We start from the raw sequence: 18,058 nt of genomic DNA, 5'->3' as shown, positions 1-18,058 counted from the left end.
CAAGTTCCCTGCAGAGCTTTCGGAACAAAAAAGCAGCGGTGCGCAATCAACGGTCACCCGAGCAGTAGTACCTGGCATCGTGCTGTGTGACTGCACAGCAGGTCCGGTACTCGTCTCAGGACAATGGAGCGTCGTAGATGAGTAACAAGAATAACGATGACCTGAAACGCCAAGCCTCGGAAAACACCCTGGGGCTCAATCCGGTCATTGGCTTGCGTAGAAAGGACCTGCTTACTTCCGCTCGAATGGTGCTTGCCCAGGCCATCAAACAACCCATCCACAGCGTCAAGCACGTCGCCCATTTCGGCATCGAACTTAAGAACGTGATGTTCGGCAAATCCACCCTGCAGCCGGAGAGCGACGACCGTCGCTTCAACGACCCCGCGTGGAGCCAGAACCCGTTGTACAAACGCTACCTGCAAACCTACCTGGCGTGGCGCAAGGAACTCCACGACTGGATCGACGACAGCAGCCTGTCCGAGCAGGACATCAGCCGCGGCCACTTCGTGATCAACCTGATGACCGAAGCCATGGCCCCGACCAACAGCGCGGCCAACCCCGCAGCGGTCAAGCGCTTCTTCGAAACCGGCGGCAAGAGCCTGCTGGACGGCCTGTCCCATCTGGCCAAGGACCTGGTGCACAACGGCGGCATGCCCAGCCAGGTCAACATGGACGCCTTCGAAGTGGGCAAGAACCTGGGCACCAGTGAAGGCGCGGTGGTGTTTCGCAATGACGTGCTGGAGCTGATCCAGTACCGGCCGATCACCGAGCAGGTGCATGAGCGCCCGCTGCTGGTGGTGCCACCGCAGATCAACAAGTTCTATGTCTTCGACCTCAGCCCGGACAAGAGCCTGGCGCGCTTCTGCCTGCGCAACAACGTGCAGACCTTTATCGTCAGCTGGCGCAACCCCACCAAGGCCCAGCGCGAATGGGGCCTGTCCACCTACATCGAAGCCCTGAAAGAAGCGGTCGACGTAGTGACCGCGATCACCGGCAGCAAGGACGTGAACATGCTCGGTGCCTGCTCCGGCGGCATCACCTGCACCGCGCTGCTGGGCCACTACGCGGCGCTGGGGCAGAAGAAGGTCAACGCCCTGACCCTGCTGGTCAGCGTACTGGACACCACCCTGGACACCCAGGTAGCGCTGTTCGTCGACGAGCAGACCCTGGAAGCGGCCAAGCGCCACTCCTATCAGGCCGGAGTCCTGGAAGGCCGCGACATGGCCAAGGTGTTCGCCTGGATGCGCCCCAACGACCTGATCTGGAACTACTGGGTCAACAACTACCTGCTGGGCAACGAGCCGCCGGTGTTCGACATCCTGTTCTGGAACAACGACACCACCCGCCTGCCCGCCGCCTTCCACGGCGACCTGATCGAAATGTTCAAGAACAACCCGCTGGTGCGCGCCAATGCACTGGAAGTGTGCGGCACGCCGATCGACCTCAAGCAGGTGACCGCCGATATCTTCTCCCTGGCCGGCACCAACGACCACATCACCCCGTGGAAGTCCTGCTACAAGTCGGCGCAGCTGTTTGGCGGCAACGTCGAGTTCGTGCTCTCCAGCAGCGGCCATATCCAGAGCATCCTCAACCCGCCTGGCAACCCCAAGGCGCGCTACATGACCAGCACCGACATTCCGGCCTGCCCCGACCAGTGGCAGGAAAACTCGATCAAGCACACCGATTCCTGGTGGCTGCATTGGCAGGCCTGGCAGGCGGAACGCTCAGGTGACCTGAAGCCGGCGCCCACCAGCCTGGGTAACAAGAAGTTCGCAGCCGCCGAGGCGGCGCCCGGGACCTACGTCCACGAGCGCTGAGCCCCGGCCATCGACACGGCGGCGCCAGGAGGCTCCGCCAAGCCCTATTCTTGACAAGAGGCTCGGCCTCAGGAAATCCGCAGGACGCCCGGGATGGCGGCTGCGACGGTTTAATTCACAGGGCTACGGCATGCCACACTCATTCATATTCCGCACCGTCGACCTGGATGGCCAGACCATCCGCACCGCGGTACGCCCAGGCAAGCCGCACTTGACGCCGCTGCTGATCTTCAACGGCATCGGCGCCAACCTGGAGCTGGTGTTTCCCTTTGTCCAGGCCCTGGATCCGGACCTCGAGGTGATCGCCTTCGATGTCCCCGGTGTCGGCGGCTCCTCCACGCCGAGCCGGCCCTACCGCTTTCCCGGGCTGGCCAAGCTGACCGCGCGGATGCTCGACTACCTGGACTACGGCCAGGTCAATGCAGTGGGTGTGTCCTGGGGCGGCGCGCTGGCCCAGCAGTTCGCCTACGACTACCCCGAGCGCTGCAAGAAGCTGGTGCTGGCCGCCACCGCGGCCGGGGCGTTCATGGTCCCGGGCAAACCCAAGGTGCTGTGGATGATGGCCAGCCCACGGCGCTACGTGCAGCCCTCCCATGTGATGCGCATCGCGCCGCTGATCTATGGCGGCTCCTTCCGCCGCGACCCGAGCCTGGCAGCGGAACACGCAGCCAAGGTGCGCTCGGCCGGCAAGCTCGGCTATTACTGGCAGCTGTTCGCGGGCCTGGGCTGGACCAGCATTCACTGGCTGCACAAGATCCATCAGCCGACCCTGGTGCTGGCCGGCGATGACGACCCGCTGATTCCCCTGATCAACATGCGCATGCTGGCCTGGCGCATACCCAATGCCCAGTTGCACATCATCGATGATGGCCACCTGTTCCTGATCACCCGGGCCGAGGCCGTCGCCCCGATCATCATGAAGTTCCTCCAGGAAGAACGCCAAAGGGCGGTGATGCACCCGCATCCCGAACCTGTGCGCCCTACCAAGTAAAAGATACCTGTCGACAGGATCGTCGCGCGCAAGAAGGGCCAGGACCGACTATGTTGTCTGTCTTGGATTGGTCTGCTTGTTAGTGGTTTGACGAAGGAGTGTTGACTCATGCAAGACAAACCTGCGACGGGCTCATTGCCGTCACCCGCCGCGTATATCAATGCGCAGAGCGCGATCACCGGCCTGCGCGGCCGGGATCTGTTCTCCACCTTGCGCAGCCTGGCGGCCCACAGCCTGCGCAATCCGTTGCACAGTGCCCGGCATACCCTGGCCCTGGGCGGCCAGCTGGGGCGTGTGCTGCTGGGGGAAACCCTGCACAAGACCAACCCCAAGGACAACCGCTTCGCCGACCCGGCCTGGAGCCTCAACCCCTTCTACCGGCGCGGCCTGCAGGCCTACCTGAGCTGGCAGAAGCAGGTGCGCCACTGGATCGACGACAGTGGCATGAGCGAAGACGACCGGGCCCGGGCACACTTTGCCTTTTCCCTGCTCAATGATGCCGTTGCGCCTTCCAATACCCTGCTCAACCCCCTGGCCCTCAAGGAGATCTTCAACACCGGGGGCAACAGCGTGGTGCGGGGCATCGGCAACCTGCTGGATGACCTGCTGCACAACAACGGGTTGCCCAGCCAGGTGACCAAGCACGCCTTCGAAGTGGGCAAGAACCTGGCGGTCACCCCGGGCTCAGTGGTGTTTCGCAATGAATTGCTGGAGCTGATCCAGTACAGCCCCATGAGCGAAAAACAGTACGCCAAGCCGCTGCTGATCGTGCCGCCACAAATCAACAAGTACTACATTTTCGACCTGAGCCCGACCAACAGCTTCGTCCAGTACGCGCTGAAAAACGGCCTGCAGGTGTTCATGGTCAGCTGGCGCAACCCGGATGTGCGGCACCGCGAGTGGGGCCTGTCGACCTACGTCGAGGCGGCCGAAGAAGCGCTGAACGTCACCCGGGCGATTACCGGCAGTCGCGAAGTCAACCTGGTGGGAGCCTGTGCCGGAGGGCTGACCATCGCCGCCCTGCAAGGCCATCTGCAGGCCAAGCGCCAGCTGCGCCGGGTATCCAGCGCGACCTACATGGTGAGCCTGCTGGACAGCCAGATGGACAGCCCGGCAACGCTGTTCGCCGACGAGAAGACCCTCGAAGCGGCCAAGCGTCGCTCCTATCAGCAAGGGGTACTGGACGGTCGCGACATGGCCAAGGTGTTCGCCTGGATGCGCCCCAACGACCTGATCTGGAACTACTGGGTCAACAACTACCTGCTGGGCAAGGAGCCGCCGGTCTTCGACATTCTCTACTGGAACAACGACAGCACCCGGTTGCCGGCCGCGCTGCACGGCGATCTGCTGGACTTCTTCAAGCACAACCCCCTGAGCCATGTCGGCGGGCTGGAAGTCTGCGGCACGCCGATCGACCTGCAGAAGGTCACGGTGGACAGCTTCAGCGTGGCCGGGATCAACGACCACATCACGCCCTGGGACGCGGTCTACCGCTCGACCCTGCTGCTGGGCGGCGAACGGCGCTTCGTGCTGTCCAACAGCGGCCACGTGCAGAGCATCCTCAACCCGCCGAGCAATCCCAAGGCCAACTACGTGGAGAACCGCAAACTCAGCAGCGACCCGCGGGCCTGGTACTACGATGCCGAGCATGTGGACGGCAGCTGGTGGAGCCAGTGGCTGACCTGGGTCCAGGAGCGTTCGGGGGCGCAGCGGGAAACCCTCACCACCCTGGGCAACCAGAACTATCCGCCGATGGAGGCTGCGCCCGGCACCTACGTGCGCGTGCGCTGAAGACACTTTGCACCACGGTTCCACGCCGGAGCCGTGCCCCTTCAATGGACCGACAAGAAGTCAGGATGAAGACCCGCGACCGGATACTCGAATGTGCCCTGCAACTGTTCAATCAAAAGGGCGAGCCCAATGTCTCCACCATGGAGGTGGCCAATGAAATGGGGATCAGCCCCGGCAACCTCTACTACCACTTCCATGGCAAGGAGCCGCTGGTGCTCGGCCTGTTCGAGCGCTTTCAGAACGAACTGACGCCGTTGCTGGACCCACCGTCCGACGTCCAGCTGGCGGCGGAAGACTACTGGTTGTTCCTGCACCTGATCGTCGAGCGCCTGGCCCACTACCGCTTTCTGTTTCAGGACCTGTCCAACCTGGCCGGGCGCCTGCCAAAACTGGCCAAGGGCATTCGCAACCTGCTCAATGCCTTGAAACGCACCCTGGCCTCGTTGCTGGCCCGGCTCAAGGCTCAGGGGCAACTGGTCAGCGGCACCCAGGCCCTGGGGCAGCTGGTGGAACAGATCACCATGACCCTGCTGTTCTCTCTGGATTACCAGCGGATTCTCGATCGCGAAGGCGAAGTCCGGCTGGTGGTCTACCAGATCATGATGCTGGTGGCGCCACACCTGCTGCCGCCGGCAAAGATGGCCACCGAACAGATGGCGCTGCGCTACCTGGATGAGCAGGGCTAGAACGCCTCAATAAAAAACGCCCGGCCTTCCCAGGCCGGGCGTTTTTTTGTTCCTGATGCGATCAGGACTGGCTGCTTGGCGTCGCTGGAGCTGGCGCGGCAGTCGGGGTTGCAGCCGGGCTCGGGGCTGCGGCGGAGTTCGCCGAGCTGGCCGGGGCCGGGGCTGCAGGCTTGGCCGCAACAGCGGGCTTGGCTGCTGGTTTGGCCGCTGGCTTGGCAGCCACAGGCTTCTTGGCCACAGGCTTTTTCGCCACTGCAGGCTTGGCGGCCGGTTTGGCCGCTGGCTTGGCCGCTGCGGTTTTCGCCGCGGGCTTGGCTGCTGGCTTGGCAGCGGGCTTGGCCGCTACAGGCTTGGCAGCCGGTCTGGCCGCTGGTTTGGCGGCTGCGGTTTTCGCGGCCGGCTTGGCTGCGGGTTTAGCGGCGGCCTTGGCGACAGGCTTAGCGGCAGGCTTGGCCAGAGGCTTGGCTGCGGGTTTTGCAGCAGGCTTGGCAGCTGCAGTTTTGGCTGCAACCGGCGCAACCTTGGCACCTGTGAGTTTTTCAATCTGCTTGGTCAGGGTATCGACCTTGTCGTGCAGGGCCTTGACTTCGTTGCGGCTAGGCACGCCCAGACGCGAGATGGCGCTGTTCAAGCGCTTGTCGAAAGCGCCTTCCAGTTCATCCCACTTACCCAGGGCGCGATCCTTGACGTCGCTGATACGCGACTTGGCCGAAGTTGCGGAATCTTTGGCCGCATCAACTTTCTTGCCGACTACGCTCTTAGTCAGTTTCTCGGCTTTCTCACCATCTTTGACCAATGTCTCGAAAAGCTTGCTGCCGTCAGAGTCGATTTTCGAGTACACGCCTAAACCAGCAAGCCAAATTTTACGGGAGTACTCTTCGACTTTCCCGATCCACGAGCTGCCTTCTTTTTCAGTATTCTTTTTACCAGCCATCCCGTTCTCCTTAATGTTTACGCGCGACACGTTCGAGCAACGCCGTCAGCTCATCGAGCTTAGCAGAGAGTGTCTCAACGTCATGTTTAGACGGAATGCCGATACGATTCAAGGCACTGGCGACGCGCGTGTCAAAAGCCTTCTCGACCTTGTCCAGTTGCACTTCGACTTTGCCTTTAAGAGTGCTGACATCCCCTTTAACGCCATCTATCTGACTGTTGGCTGCTTCAAGTTGTTCAGTGACAACTTTTTTGCCTTTCTTTTCAACGGATTGACCAGCCTTGATCAACTCCTGGAAGTACTCGCTGCCTTCCTGACCGACTTTGGCGTAGGCCCCCAGGCCTGCCAGCCAGATCTTGCGGGCATAGGATTTGACTTCACTCAGAGCAGTCGATTGGGCATCAACTTTTTTCTTCAGAATTACTTTGGCCATGGTGCACCTCACGCGCAGAAGGTTTGAGGAACTGCCCTCGGAAAGAGGACCTGAGGCACAACCTAGAGAGAAAAATTAGAATCGGCACCCTAACGACTGTCATGAATTCATGTAGGAGCCGGTTCAGACCAGAGCCTTGTCCAGAGCCTTTTCGATTTCCGACTTGATGGTGCCGCTCATGGCCGACATCAACATCCCCAGTTCCACGTCGATGCGGATCGACTCTTCACCCACATGCACCGCGCCTTTGACGCCCGAGCGCTTGAGGTTCAGGGTATCGCCTGCCCACTGTGGCTCCAGGCCATATTGATCGGCGAGTTTCTGCGCCAGTTTGTCGGCCTTTTCACGGGCTGCCTGCTTGCCCAGGACATGGGCACGTTCAACACTAATACGGGCCATTGAAGGTCTCCTGCTGTTTCGGGACTTGCCTGAAGCATCTTGACCCTGCGTGCGTCAAAACGTCCCGGCGGATCGCTATCTTACATTCAGCCTTGCCAAGACAAAGACCGCCACCGGCATTAGAATGTCCCGCATTCTCTTTTGGTGACAGCGATATGACTGATCAGCGCAAAGGCAGCGATGCCGAACCCACCACTCACTTCGGCTTCAAGAATGTTCCTGAAAGCCAGAAAGCGGAAAAAGTCGCTGAGGTGTTCCACTCGGTAGCGGCCAAGTACGACTTGATGAACGACGTGCTGTCCGGTGGCATGCACCGCCTGTGGAAACGCTTCACGATCGAGCTGTCCGGCGTGCGCGCCGGCAATCGCGTACTGGACATCGCCGGCGGCACGGGTGACTTGACCAAGCGTTTCTCCCACCTGGTGGGCCCGACCGGCCAAGTGGTACTGGCCGACATCAACGAATCCATGCTCAAGGTCGGTCGTGACCGCCTGCTGGACCTGGGTGTGGCCGGCAACGTCGAGTTCGTCCAGGCCGATGCGGAAAAACTGCCGTTCCCGGACAACCATTTCGACTGCGTGACCATTGCCTTCGGCCTGCGCAACGTGACCCACAAGGAAGACGCCCTGCGCTCCATGCTGCGGGTGCTCAAGCCCGGCGGTCGCCTGCTGGTGCTGGAGTTCTCCAAGCCCACCAACGCGCTGATGTCCAAGGTCTACGACGCCTACTCGTTCGCCTTCATGCCCCTGGCCGGCAAGCTGATCACCAACGACTCGGAAAGCTACCGCTACCTGGCCGAATCGATCCGCATGCACCCCAACCAGGAAACCCTGAAGTCGATGATGGTCGAGGCCGGTTTCGACCGCGTGACCTATCACAACATGACCGCAGGCATCGTCGCCCTGCACCGCGGCATCAAGCCCTGATGTTGCTCAGCGGCCTGCTCGCCAGCGTCGAGACCGGCATCAATCGGGTGCTGCGTCTGGACAGCACGGCGCTGCCGCGCCTGCAGCACCTCAATGGCAAGGTGATCGCCGTGGAATGCCGCAACCCGGCGCTGCAGCTGTTCATCCTGCCCAGCGATGAAGGCCTGATGCTCGCCAGCCAGTGGGCCGCGGACCCGGACTGCACCCTGCGCGCACCGGCCTCGAGCCTGCTGCGCCTGGCCCTGAGCAAGGACAAGACCGCGGTCCTGCACGGCCCCGAAGTGGAGCTGGAAGGCGATAGCGGCGTGCTGCTGGACCTGGCAGCAACCCTTCAGGACCTGGAGCTGGACTGGGAGTACGAGCTCTCGCGCTGGCTGGGCCCCGTGGCCACCCAGCTGTTCAGTGGCCATGTGCGCAGCCGCGCCCGCTGGTATCAGCAAGGATTTGCCAGCCTCAACCAGAACCTCGCCGAATTCCTCGCCGAAGAATCGCGGACCCTGGTGGGTCAGCGCGAAGCCGAAGCGCGCTTTCGCGAGCTGGATCAGGCCAAACTCGACCTGGAACGTCTCGAGGCGCGCTTGGAGCGCCTTTCCCGATCCCTTGACCCAAGCGATAACGCATGAAGCTGCTTGCCGTCCGCCGTCTGTTGCGCATCCAGCGCGTCGTGATCCGCTACCGCCTCGATGACCTGCTGTTCGACCTGCCCCTGCCCTGGTTCCTCCTGGCCCTGCGCTTCGCCCTGCCCTGGCGCTGGTTCCCGCGCAAGCCGCTGGACCTGAGCCGCGGTGCACGCCTGCGCCTGGCGTTGCAGGACCTGGGGCCGATCTTCATCAAGTTCGGGCAGATCCTCTCGACCCGCCGCGACCTGCTGCCGGAAGACATTGCCGACGAGCTGATGCTGCTGCAGGACCGGGTGCCGCCGTTCGACTCGCAAAAGTCCGTGGCCCTGATCGAAGCGCAGTTGGGCAAGAAGATCAGCGACGTGTTCAGCCGCTTCGACATCGAGCCCCTGGCGTCGGCGTCGGTGGCCCAGGTGCACGCCGCCAAGCTCAAGACCGGCGAAGAAGTGGTGGTCAAGGTGATCCGCCCCGGGCTCAAGCCGATCATCGCCCAGGACCTGGCGTGGCTGTTCATCCTCGCCCGGGCCGCGGAAAAGCTCTCAGCCGACGCGCGCCTGCTGCACCCGGTGGACGTGGTCAGCGACTACGAGAAAACCATCTACGACGAGCTCGACCTGCTGCGCGAGGCGGCCAACGCCAGCCAGCTCAAGCGCAACTTCGAAGGCTCGCCGCTGCTCTATGTACCCCAGGTCTACTGGGACTGGTGCCGGCCCAAAGTGCTGGTGATGGAGCGCATCTACGGCATTCAGGTCACCGACCTGGCCACCCTGGCCGACCAGCGTACCGACATGAAGATGCTCGCCGAGCGTGGCGTGGAGATCTTCTTCACCCAGGTGTTCCGCGACAGCTTCTTCCACGCCGACATGCACCCGGGCAACATCTTCGTCAGCACCGTGCAGCCCTGGAGCCCGCAGTACATCGCCATCGACTGCGGCATCGTCGGCAGCCTGACCCCGGAAGACCAGGACTACCTGGCCCGCAACCTGTTTGCCTTCTTCAAGCGCGACTACCGCCGCGTGGCCCAGTTGCACATTGATTCCGGCTGGGTCCCGGCGGAAACCAAGCTCAACGAATTCGAGGCGGCGATTCGCACCGTGTGCGAGCCGATCTTCGAAAAACCGCTGAAGGACATTTCCTTCGGCCAGGTGCTGATGCGCCTGTTCCAGACCGCTCGGCGCTTCAACATGGAAGTGCAGCCGCAACTGGTGCTGCTGCAGAAGACCCTGCTCAACATCGAGGGCCTGGGCCGCCAGCTGTACCCGGACTTGGACCTGTGGAACACCGCGCAACCCTTCCTCGAACGCTGGATGCGCGAACGGGTCAGCCCCAAGGCCGTGCTCGGCAACATCCACAGCCAGATCGAACAGTTGCCGCACCTGGCCAACATGACCCGCGACCTGCTGGAGCGCATGTCCCAGCCCCATGCCGCCGATCCGCCGGCGCCCTGGCACAAGCGCAAGGACGACTGGTTCCTGCGCCTGCTGGGCACTGCCCACCTGGGCGGTGGCGCGGTCCTGGCCGCCGGCGGTCCATTGCATGAGCTGGGGCACTGGCCTGCTGGCATCATGATTGCGGTCGGTTTGTATCTGATCGTTCGCCGATAGCCAGTGGCGCGACCTGCTGGCAAACTGTCGAAATCGCCGAGGCGTCACCAGCGGGTAGAGCCCGGTTGTCGGAGTCGAAAATGAAAGATTGGCTGGACCAGATCAAATGGGATGCGGACGGCCTGGTGCCGGCCATCGCCCAGGATCACAAGACCGGGCGCGTACTGATGATGGCCTGGATGAACCGCGAGGCCCTGAGCCTGACCGCTGCCGAGAATCGCGCCATCTACTGGTCACGTTCCCGTGGCAAGCTGTGGCGCAAGGGCGAAGAATCCGGGCACGTGCAGAAGCTTCATGAAATGCGCCTGGACTGCGACGCCGATGTGATCATCCTGATGGTTGAGCAGATCGGCGACATCGCCTGCCATACCGGCCGCCACAGCTGTTTCTACCGCGTCTATGAAGATGGCGAGTGGAAAACCGTCGAACCGGTCCTCAAGGACCCGCACGCGATCTATTCTGCAGGACACTGACATGAGCGATACCCTCACCCGTCTGGCCCAGGTGCTGGAAGAGCGTAAAGACGCCGCAGCCGACAGCTCCTACGTCGCCAGCCTGTACCACAAGGGCCTGAACAAGATTCTGGAAAAAGTCGGCGAAGAATCGGTGGAAACCATCATCGCCGCCAAGGACGCCGCCATCAGCGGCGACTGCAGCGATGTGATCTACGAAACCGCGGACCTGTGGTTCCACACCCTGGTCATGCTGGCGCAGCTGGGGCAGCATCCCCAGGCCGTGCTCGATGAGCTGGACCGCCGCTTCGGTTTGTCCGGACACGCCGAGAAAGCCTCGCGTCCGTCCGCCTGAACAACTTTCTAAGAGGAAACGCAGCATGGGCATTTTTGACTGGAAACACTGGATCGTCATCCTGGTGGTCGTGGTACTGGTATTCGGCACCAAGAAGCTCAAGAACCTGGGCACCGACGTCGGCGAATCGATCAAGGGCTTTCGCAAGGCCATGAATGACGACGAAAAGCCTGCCGAACCCGTGGTCCCGCCAGCAGCGCAGCCTGTGCCACCGGTTCAGCCGCAGCAGAGCGCGCCGTTGAACCAGCCGCACACCATCGATGTGCAGGCGCAGAAAGTCGAAGAGCCGACCCGCAAAGACTCGTGAGCACTGACTAATGTTTGGTATCAGCTTCTCTGAACTGCTGCTGGTGGGCCTGGTGGCCCTGCTGGTGCTCGGCCCCGAGCGCCTGCCCGGCGCTGCGCGCACCGCCGGCCTGTGGGTCGGGCGCCTCAAGCGCAGCTTCAACGCGATAAAACAGGAAGTTGAACGTGAAATCGGTGCCGACGAAATCCGCCGGCAACTGCACAACGAGCACATTCTGTCCCTGGAGCAGGAAGCGCGGAAAATCCTCGCCCCGACCCAGCAGCAACCGACTCCGGTAGAGCCTGTGGCCGAGCAGACGATTCACGCGCCAGGCGCCGCTACGGTCGCCGAAGCGCCGCCAGCCAGCGAAGTGCCCGCGCCTCTGCCATCGACACCAGCACCGGCACCGACCGCAGAGCCCGCAGCCCCAGTGGCAACACCCGCCACCACGGCCCCCCACGACTCCACCTTGCCGCCGCGAGCACCATGAGCGATATCCCAGAGAACGACCAACACATGCCGCTGGTGTCGCACCTCACCGAGCTGCGCACCCGCCTGCTGCGCTGCGTAGCGGCGATCTTCATCATCTTCGCCGGGCTGTTCGCCTTCACCCAGCAGATCTACACCATCGTCTCCACACCGCTGCGCCAGTACCTGCCGGTCGGCGCGACGATGATCGCCACCGACGTCGCCTCGCCGTTCCTCACGCCGCTGAAGCTGACCATGATGGTCTCGCTGTTCCTGGCGATCCCGGTGATCCTGCACCAGATCTGGGGCTTTATCGCACCCGGCCTGTACAAGCATGAAAAGCGCATTGCCGTGCCCTTGCTGGTGTCGAGCATCCTGCTGTTCTACATCGGCATGGCGTTCGCCTACTTCCTGGTGTTCCCGCTGATCTTCAAGTTCTTCGCCGCCGCCACTCCGGCCGGCGTGGAGATGATGACCGATATCACCAGCTACCTCGATTTCGTCATGACCCTGTTCTTCGCCTTCGGCGTGGCCTTCGAGATCCCGGTGGCCGTGGTCCTGCTGGTGTGGATAGGCGTGGTCAACGTGGCGTACCTGCGCAAGATCCGCCCTTACGTGATCATCGGCTGCTTCGTGGTGGGCATGATCCTCACCCCGCCGGACATTTTCTCCCAGACCCTGCTGGCCGTGCCCATGTGGCTGCTGTTCGAGATCGGCGTGCTGTTCGGCGGGCTGATCAGCAAGCGTGGCGAGCACCCGGACGATGAACCGGCCGACGACCACAACGACCAGCCGCCAGCGACTCAAGCGTGAACCTGCTGCTTCTGGAAGAGGCCGACTTCATTGCGGCCGACCGCGTAGTGCTGCGCGACCGACGCCTGACCCACATGCAGGACGTGCATCGGGTGGCGGTCGGCGACAGCCTGCGGGTCGGGCGCATTGGCGGCTTGATGGGCAGTGCCCAGGTACTGCGCCTGGAGCCTGCTGAAGCCGAACTGCAAGTGACCCTCGATCAGCCGCCACCGGCCAAGCTGCCGTTGACCCTGGTGCTGGCCCTGCCGCGCCCGAAAATGCTTCGCCGGGTGTTCCAGACCATAGCGACCATGGGCGTGCCGCGGCTGGTGCTGGTGAACAGCTACCGGGTAGAAAAGAGCTTCTGGCAGACCCCGTTCCTGGAACCCGAAACGATTCGCGAACACCTGGTGCTCGGCCTGGAACAGGCCCGTGACACCGTGCTGCCCGACGTCCTGATCGAAAAACGCTTCAAGCCCTTCGTCGAAGACCGCCTGCCGGCCCTCAGCGCTGGCACCCTGGGGCTGGTGGGCCACCCTGGCCCATATCCGCCCTGCCCTCGCGGGCTGGACCAGGCCGTCACCCTGGCCATTGGCCCGGAAGGCGGCTGGATTCCCTACGAGATCGATCTTCTGGGCAAGGCCGGCCTGCAACCGGTGCAACTGGGCGAACGCATCCTGCGGGTCGAAACCGCGGTCACCGCACTGCTTTCGCGCCTGTTCTGAGCCCCCATGTGCGTGCTGGCCAAGTGGCCAGCCGGACCTCACGGTCGTAATGGCAACTAGCCAGTCAAGCTACAGAATCCCCCACTCCCGCCGATAGCCTATGGTTAAGCGCACATTGCTAAAAGGGAGTTCGCAGAATGTACCGTTGGCTAGCCAGAAACCTGGGAAACGTAAGCGTCAGCCTCAAGCTGGGTATCGGCTTCGGCCTGGTACTGCTCCTCACCCTGCTGATCACCGCCACCGGCTGGACCGGCCTGGGCCGGGTGATCGACCGGGGCGACAAACTGGGCAATATTTCCGTTATCTACGCCCTGACCAAGGACCTGCGCATCGCCCGCCTCAACTACGAGATGAGCCGCGGTGAACACGGCCCGGCAGCGGTCAACGACTTCCTCAAGCAACTCAACGACGGCCTGCAGGACGCTCGCGCGCAACTGCAGCAACCGGAAAGCATCACCATGGTCGACCAGCAACTGGACGCCGTAGCCGAATACCAGAAAGCCTTTGCCGACATGACTCGCGCCACCGCCAACCGCGAGGCCGCGAGGTCCCAGCTTGGCGCCACCGCGGACAATGCCGTGGCCCGGGTCGCGGAGGTTGAGAACTCACTGCTGCAAGGCGACAGCGTGGCGCAGTTCAATAGCGTGATCGACCTGTCCAAGCTGATCCAGCAGGCACGCTTCCAGGTACGCGGCTACACCTACAGCGCCAAGCCCGAGGCCAAGCAGCCGGCGCTGGACGCCATCGACAACGCCCTGAACAACCTAACCAGCCTGCCTTCGCGCCTGCCCGAGCAGCACGTTGCCAACCTGCAACAGGCCAGCGACTCGCTGAAGGCCTACCGGATGGCCGTCAGCGCCTACAGCGACGCCGAAGAAGCCAGCGCGGCTGCGCTCAAGCGCATGGCCGCCCAGGGCGACCGGCTGATGGACCTGAGCAAGCAGCTGACCGTGGCCCAGACCACCAAGCGTGATAGCGACGCCGCGCAGGCCAAGAGCACCCTGCTGATCGCCACCTTGCTGGCCATGCTGTTCGGCCTGATCGCCGCCTGGGCCATCACCCGGCAGATCACCCAGCCGCTGCAGCAGACCCTCAAGGCCGCCGAGCGCGTGGCTTCCGGGGACCTGAGCCAGAACCTCGCCGTGGAGCGCCGCGACGAACTGGGCCAACTGCAGAAAGCCATGCAGCGCATGACGGTGAGCCTGCGGGAACTGATCGGCGGCATCAGCGACGGGGTGACCCAGATCGCCAGCGCCGCCGAGCAACTGTCCGCGGTGACCGAGCAGACCAGCGCCGGGGTCAACAGCCAGAAAGTCGAGACCGACCAGGTGGCCACGGCCATGAACGAAATGGCCGCCACCGTGCAGGAAGTGGCGCGCAACGCCGAGGAGGCCTCCGAGGCCGCTGTGGCGGCCGACCAGCAGGCCCGCGAGGGTGACCGGGTGGTGAACGAAGCCATCGCCCAGATCGAGCGCCTGGCCAGCGAGGTGGGCCATTCCACCGAGGCCATGGGCCATCTCAAGCAGGAAAGCGACAAGATCGGCAGCGTCCTGGATGTGATCAAGTCGGTGGCCCAGCAGACCAACCTGCTGGCCCTGAACGCCGCCATCGAGGCCGCCCGGGCCGGTGAAGCCGGGCGGGGCTTTGCCGTGGTGGCAGATGAAGTCCGCAGCCTGGCGCAACGTACCCAGCAATCCACCGAAGAAATCGCTGAACTCATCGTTGGCCTGCAAAGCGGCACCCAGCAGGTGGCCAGCACCCTGGATACCAGCCGCAGCCTGACCGACAGCAGTGTCGAGCTGACACGCCGGGCTGGTGGTTCCCTGGAAAACATCACCCGTACCGTGTCGGCGATCCAGGCGATGAACCAGCAGATCGCCGCGGCAGCAGAGCAGCAGAGCGCGGTGGCGGAAGAGATCAACCGCAGCGTGTTGAATGTGCGGGATGTGTCTGAACAGACGTCATCGGCCAGCGAGGAAACCGCCGCGTCCAGCGCCGAGCTGGCGCGGCTGGGGATTCACCTGCAAAGCCTGGTGGGGCGTTTCCGGGTCTGAGCCACTTCGCCGGCAAGCCGGCTCCTACCGGGAAATGCAGGAGCCGGCCTTACAGCACCTGGCGCAGGAAAGCCTGGGCCCGCGGGTCTTGCGGCGCGTCGAAGAACACCTGCGGCGCCGCGTCTTCCAGCAATTTGCCGTGATCGAAGAACAGCACCCGATCCGCCACTTCCCGGGCAAAGCCCATCTCGTGGGTCACGCAGACCATGGTCATGCCTTCCAGGGCCAGGGTCTTCATCACATCCAGCACCTCGCCGACCATTTCCGGGTCCAGGGCCGAGGTCGGCTCGTCGAACAGCATCACCTTGGGTTCCATGGCCAGGGCCCGGGCGATGGCCACACGCTGCTGCTGGCCACCGGAAAGCCGCGAAGGAAACTCGTGGGCCTTCTGGGCGATCCCGACCTTTTCCAGCAACGCCAGGGCCTTGGCCTCGCGCTCCTGCTTGCCGCGCTTGCGTACCACCTTCTGCGCCAGGCAGAGGTTTTCCAGCACGGTCATGTGCGGGAACAGGTTGAAGTGCTGGAACACCATGCCGACTTCCCGGCGGTAGGCGTTCACATCGGTCCTCGGGTCGGCCAGTTGCAGACCGTCGATGCTCACCGAGCCGGAATCGAACTCTTCAAGGCCATTGAGGCAACGCAGGAAGGTCGACTTGCCGGAGCCGGACGGGCCGATCACCACCAGCACCTCGCCCTTGGCCACCTGGGTGGTGACGTTATCCACCGCGCGCACCACCTGGCCGCGGGTGTCGAAGACTTTTACCAGATCGCGGACTTCAATCACTTTGCGCGAGCCTCCGTTCAAGCCGGCTGGCCATCTTCGACAGCGGCAGGTTGATCAACAAATACAGGCCCGCCACACAGAACAGGATCTCGAATGGCGAGAACGACGTGGTGATGACTTCCCGGCCGCTCTTGAGCAGTTCGGTAATGGCGATCACCGACACCAGGGAGGTGTCCTTGACCAGGCTGATGAACTGCCCGGCCAGCGGCGGCAGCACCCGCTTGAAGGCCTGGGGCAGCACCACATGGCGCATCGACTGGCCGGCGCTGAGCCCCAGGGAGCGAGCGGCTTCGTTCTGCCCGCGGGCGATGGACTGCACCCCGGCGCGAACGATTTCCGCCACATAGGCCCCGGTAAACAGCGACAGCGCGGCGATCCCGGCGAACTCCCGGGACAGATTGAGCACCGTGCCAATAAAGAAATAGAAGATGAAGATCTGCACCAGCAGCGGCGTGCCCCGCACCAGTTCGACATAGATCGTCGACAGGTCGCGCAGGGTCGGGTTGCTGGACAACCGGCACAGGCCGGTACCCAGGCCGATCAGCAGCCCCAGCACGCCGGACACCACCGACAGCCACAAGGTGGTCCACAGGCCCCACAACAGCGGGCCCGCGGCCCAGTGCCGGGTCACGCCGATGACATCGCCTTCGGCCACGTCATCGCCGCTAGCCACCTGCAAGCTGCTTTCATCGACGCTCAGATGCTGCTCGGCACCCGAGTCACCGCGCAGCGTGACTTGTGCCTTGCCGCCCTGGCGCACCACCTCGGCGACGGTGGAGATTTCCGCCGCCCGCTGGGACTCTTCGGCCTGATAGGCGAAGTACTGGGGGACACGGTTCCAGCGCCACTCGTAGGACATCAACGAGGTGGCGTAGTACAGCGCGCCGGCCAGACCGATCAGCACCAGCACGGTCAGCACGTGCCAGGGCCATTGGGCTTTCTTGTGTTTGTTCACTTTGCAGGTTCCAGCGGTTTGCAGCGGGGAGGTTCGGCAGAGCCCGGGTGGGCATCCTCGCGAGCAGGCTCGCTCCTACAAAAACGCTATGCGCCCTGTAGGAGCGAGCTTGCTCGCGATCAACCAGAAGTCAGTTGCCTGACACCTATTCCATGTCCTTGAGCCACTCGGTGCTCTTGAACCACTTGTCATGGATGCGATCGTAGGTGCCGTCTTCGTGGATCTGGTGCAGGAAGTTGTTGATGAAGTTGATGCTGTCGTAATCGCCCTTCTTCAAACCGAAGGCCAGGGGCTCATAGGTGAACGGCTTGTCGAGGAATACCAGCTTGCCATTGCCCACTTTGTTGACGGCCACCACGTTGTACGGGGCGTCGTAGATGAAGGCGTCGGCCTTGCCGTTGACCACGTCCAGCACCGCTTCCTGCTCGTTGTCGTAGCCGTGGTACTTGGCCTTGGCGATCAGCTTCTTGGCGACCATCTCACCGGTGGTGCCCAGCTTGGAGGTGATGCGGTAGTCGGCGCTGTTCAGGTCCTTGTAGGACTTGATGGTGCCTTCCAGGTCCTTGCGGATCAGCAGGGTCTGGCCGACCACGATGAAGGGTTCGCTGAAGTTCAGGCGCAGGTTGCGTTCCTGGGTCAGGGTCATGCCGCTGCCGATCATGTCGAACTTGTCGGTCAGCAGGGCCGGGATGATGCCGTCGTAGCCAGTGGAAACCATCTCCAGCTTGACCCCCATGGACTTGGCCATGGCCTTGAGCAGGTCGACTTCGAAACCGATGATTTCGCCACGCTTGTTGGTCATCTCGAACGGCATGTAGGTCGGGTCCATGCCGACTTTCAGCGTGCCGCGCTTGACCGCGTCGTCGATAGCGCCGGCCTGGGCCGTGTTGACCGCCAGCAGGGCTGCGGCACCCGCCAGCAGCAGCGAAAGATACTTCTTCATCTCAAGTCCCCTGAAGCCATTTTATTGTGGTGTCTGCGCACGG

Annotated in this window: 20 protein-coding genes and 1 pseudogene; 15 read left to right on the top strand and 6 right to left on the bottom strand. The window is 62.9% G+C overall.

Annotated elements, in window-relative coordinates; translation table 11 throughout:
* Positions 1-137 precede the first annotated feature (137 nt).
* The 4 genes from phaC (AC07R1_RS23530) (at position 138) to AC07R1_RS23515 (ending at position 5,285) form a co-directional block, all read left to right on the top strand.
* A complete protein-coding gene (phaC, locus tag AC07R1_RS23530) occupies positions 138-1,817 on the top strand; it encodes a class II poly(R)-hydroxyalkanoic acid synthase (protein WP_015633859.1) in 1,680 nt (559 codons plus the stop codon).
* A 130-nt stretch (positions 1,818-1,947) separates the two neighbouring features.
* A complete protein-coding gene (gene phaZ, locus AC07R1_RS23525) occupies positions 1,948-2,808 on the top strand; it encodes a poly(3-hydroxyalkanoate) depolymerase (RefSeq protein WP_011058808.1) in 861 nt (286 codons plus the stop codon).
* A gap of 108 nt (positions 2,809-2,916) precedes the next feature.
* On the top strand, positions 2,917-4,599 hold the full coding sequence (phaC, locus tag AC07R1_RS23520) for a class II poly(R)-hydroxyalkanoic acid synthase (protein WP_011058807.1): 1,683 nt from the start codon (positions 2,917-2,919) through the stop codon (positions 4,597-4,599).
* Positions 4,600-4,664: 65 nt separating this feature from the next.
* Positions 4,665-5,285, top strand: a complete 621-nt coding sequence (locus AC07R1_RS23515; protein ID WP_011058806.1) for a TetR/AcrR family transcriptional regulator — start codon at positions 4,665-4,667, stop codon at positions 5,283-5,285.
* 61 nt (positions 5,286-5,346) lie between these two features.
* Here the strand turns inward: AC07R1_RS23515 and AC07R1_RS23510 are convergent, their stop codons facing one another.
* The 3 genes from AC07R1_RS23510 to AC07R1_RS23500 form a co-directional block, all read right to left on the bottom strand.
* Positions 5,347-6,219 (bottom strand): phasin family protein, encoded by an 873-nt coding sequence (locus tag AC07R1_RS23510; protein ID WP_401402462.1) that lies wholly within the window; start codon positions 6,217-6,219, stop codon positions 5,347-5,349.
* 10 nt (positions 6,220-6,229) lie between these two features.
* Positions 6,230-6,652, bottom strand: a complete 423-nt coding sequence (locus tag AC07R1_RS23505; RefSeq protein WP_011058804.1) for a phasin family protein — start codon at positions 6,650-6,652, stop codon at positions 6,230-6,232.
* A 123-nt stretch (positions 6,653-6,775) separates the two neighbouring features.
* Positions 6,776-7,051 (bottom strand): polyhydroxyalkanoic acid system family protein, encoded by a 276-nt coding sequence (locus tag AC07R1_RS23500; RefSeq protein ID WP_495110979.1) that lies wholly within the window; start codon positions 7,049-7,051, stop codon positions 6,776-6,778.
* Between the two features lie 155 nt (positions 7,052-7,206).
* Here AC07R1_RS23500 and ubiE point away from each other — a divergent pair, with 155 nt between their 5' ends.
* The 11 genes and pseudogenes from ubiE (at position 7,207) to AC07R1_RS23445 (ending at position 15,333) form a co-directional block, all read left to right on the top strand.
* Complete coding sequence (gene ubiE / locus AC07R1_RS23495) at positions 7,207-7,977, top strand: bifunctional demethylmenaquinone methyltransferase/2-methoxy-6-polyprenyl-1,4-benzoquinol methylase UbiE (protein WP_011058802.1); 771 nt, start codon at positions 7,207-7,209, stop codon at positions 7,975-7,977.
* On the top strand, positions 7,977-8,600 hold the full coding sequence (locus tag AC07R1_RS23490; RefSeq protein ID WP_015633857.1) for a ubiquinone biosynthesis accessory factor UbiJ: 624 nt from the start codon (positions 7,977-7,979) through the stop codon (positions 8,598-8,600). Before ubiE ends, AC07R1_RS23490 begins: the two co-directional genes overlap by 1 nt.
* Entirely contained in the window at positions 8,597-10,201 is a 1,605-nt protein-coding gene (gene ubiB / locus AC07R1_RS23485; RefSeq protein WP_011058800.1) for a ubiquinone biosynthesis regulatory protein kinase UbiB, read from the top strand. The genes AC07R1_RS23490 and ubiB overlap by 4 nt, the downstream gene beginning before the upstream one ends.
* 80 nt (positions 10,202-10,281) lie before the next feature.
* Entirely contained in the window at positions 10,282-10,674 is a 393-nt protein-coding gene (hisI, locus tag AC07R1_RS23480) for a phosphoribosyl-AMP cyclohydrolase (protein ID WP_011058799.1), read from the top strand.
* Between the two features lies 1 nt (position 10,675).
* The gene (locus AC07R1_RS23475; RefSeq protein WP_011058798.1) at positions 10,676-11,008 is read left to right on the top strand and encodes a phosphoribosyl-ATP diphosphatase; all 333 of its coding nucleotides are present in this window, start codon (positions 10,676-10,678) and stop codon (positions 11,006-11,008) included.
* Between the two features lie 25 nt (positions 11,009-11,033).
* Complete coding sequence (locus AC07R1_RS23470) at positions 11,034-11,315, top strand: twin-arginine translocase TatA/TatE family subunit (RefSeq protein WP_011058797.1); 282 nt, start codon at positions 11,034-11,036, stop codon at positions 11,313-11,315.
* Between the two features lie 10 nt (positions 11,316-11,325).
* Positions 11,326-11,784 carry a Sec-independent protein translocase protein TatB gene (tatB, locus tag AC07R1_RS23465; RefSeq protein WP_011058796.1) on the top strand — a complete coding sequence of 153 codons (459 nt, stop codon included), beginning with the start codon at positions 11,326-11,328 and terminating at the stop codon, positions 11,782-11,784.
* Complete coding sequence (gene tatC / locus AC07R1_RS23460) at positions 11,781-12,575, top strand: twin-arginine translocase subunit TatC (protein WP_011058795.1); 795 nt, start codon at positions 11,781-11,783, stop codon at positions 12,573-12,575. Before tatB ends, tatC begins: the two co-directional genes overlap by 4 nt.
* The gene (locus tag AC07R1_RS23455; RefSeq protein WP_011058794.1) at positions 12,572-13,279 is read left to right on the top strand and encodes a 16S rRNA (uracil(1498)-N(3))-methyltransferase; all 708 of its coding nucleotides are present in this window, start codon (positions 12,572-12,574) and stop codon (positions 13,277-13,279) included. Before tatC ends, AC07R1_RS23455 begins: the two co-directional genes overlap by 4 nt.
* Positions 13,280-13,416: 137 nt before the next feature.
* Positions 13,417-14,478 (top strand): annotated as a pseudogene (locus AC07R1_RS23450) (methyl-accepting chemotaxis protein); the annotation flags it as partial.
* Positions 14,461-15,333, top strand: coding sequence for a methyl-accepting chemotaxis protein (locus AC07R1_RS23445; RefSeq protein ID WP_370059461.1), 873 nt, complete (start codon positions 14,461-14,463; stop codon positions 15,331-15,333). The pseudogene AC07R1_RS23450 and the gene AC07R1_RS23445, both read left to right, overlap by 18 nt.
* A gap of 49 nt (positions 15,334-15,382) precedes the next feature.
* Here AC07R1_RS23445 and AC07R1_RS23440 read toward each other — a convergent pair whose 3' ends face one another.
* From AC07R1_RS23440 to AC07R1_RS23430, 3 genes are all read right to left on the bottom strand, one after another.
* Positions 15,383-16,117: an amino acid ABC transporter ATP-binding protein gene (locus AC07R1_RS23440; protein ID WP_011058792.1), complete on the bottom strand. Its 735-nt coding sequence runs from the start codon at positions 16,115-16,117 to the stop codon at positions 15,383-15,385.
* A complete protein-coding gene (locus tag AC07R1_RS23435) occupies positions 16,110-17,072 on the bottom strand; it encodes an amino acid ABC transporter permease (protein ID WP_011058791.1) in 963 nt (320 codons plus the stop codon). The genes AC07R1_RS23440 and AC07R1_RS23435 overlap by 8 nt, the downstream gene beginning before the upstream one ends.
* 145 nt (positions 17,073-17,217) lie before the next feature.
* On the bottom strand, positions 17,218-18,015 hold the full coding sequence (locus AC07R1_RS23430; protein ID WP_019095754.1) for a transporter substrate-binding domain-containing protein: 798 nt from the start codon (positions 18,013-18,015) through the stop codon (positions 17,218-17,220).
* Between the last annotated feature and the right edge of the window lie 43 nt (positions 18,016-18,058).

It is taken from the genome of Pseudomonas sp. GW821-FHT07F01 (assembly GCF_059418825.1).
Note: the sequence above shows the minus strand (reverse complement) of the source record. Positions and strands in the feature narration are given on the sequence as shown.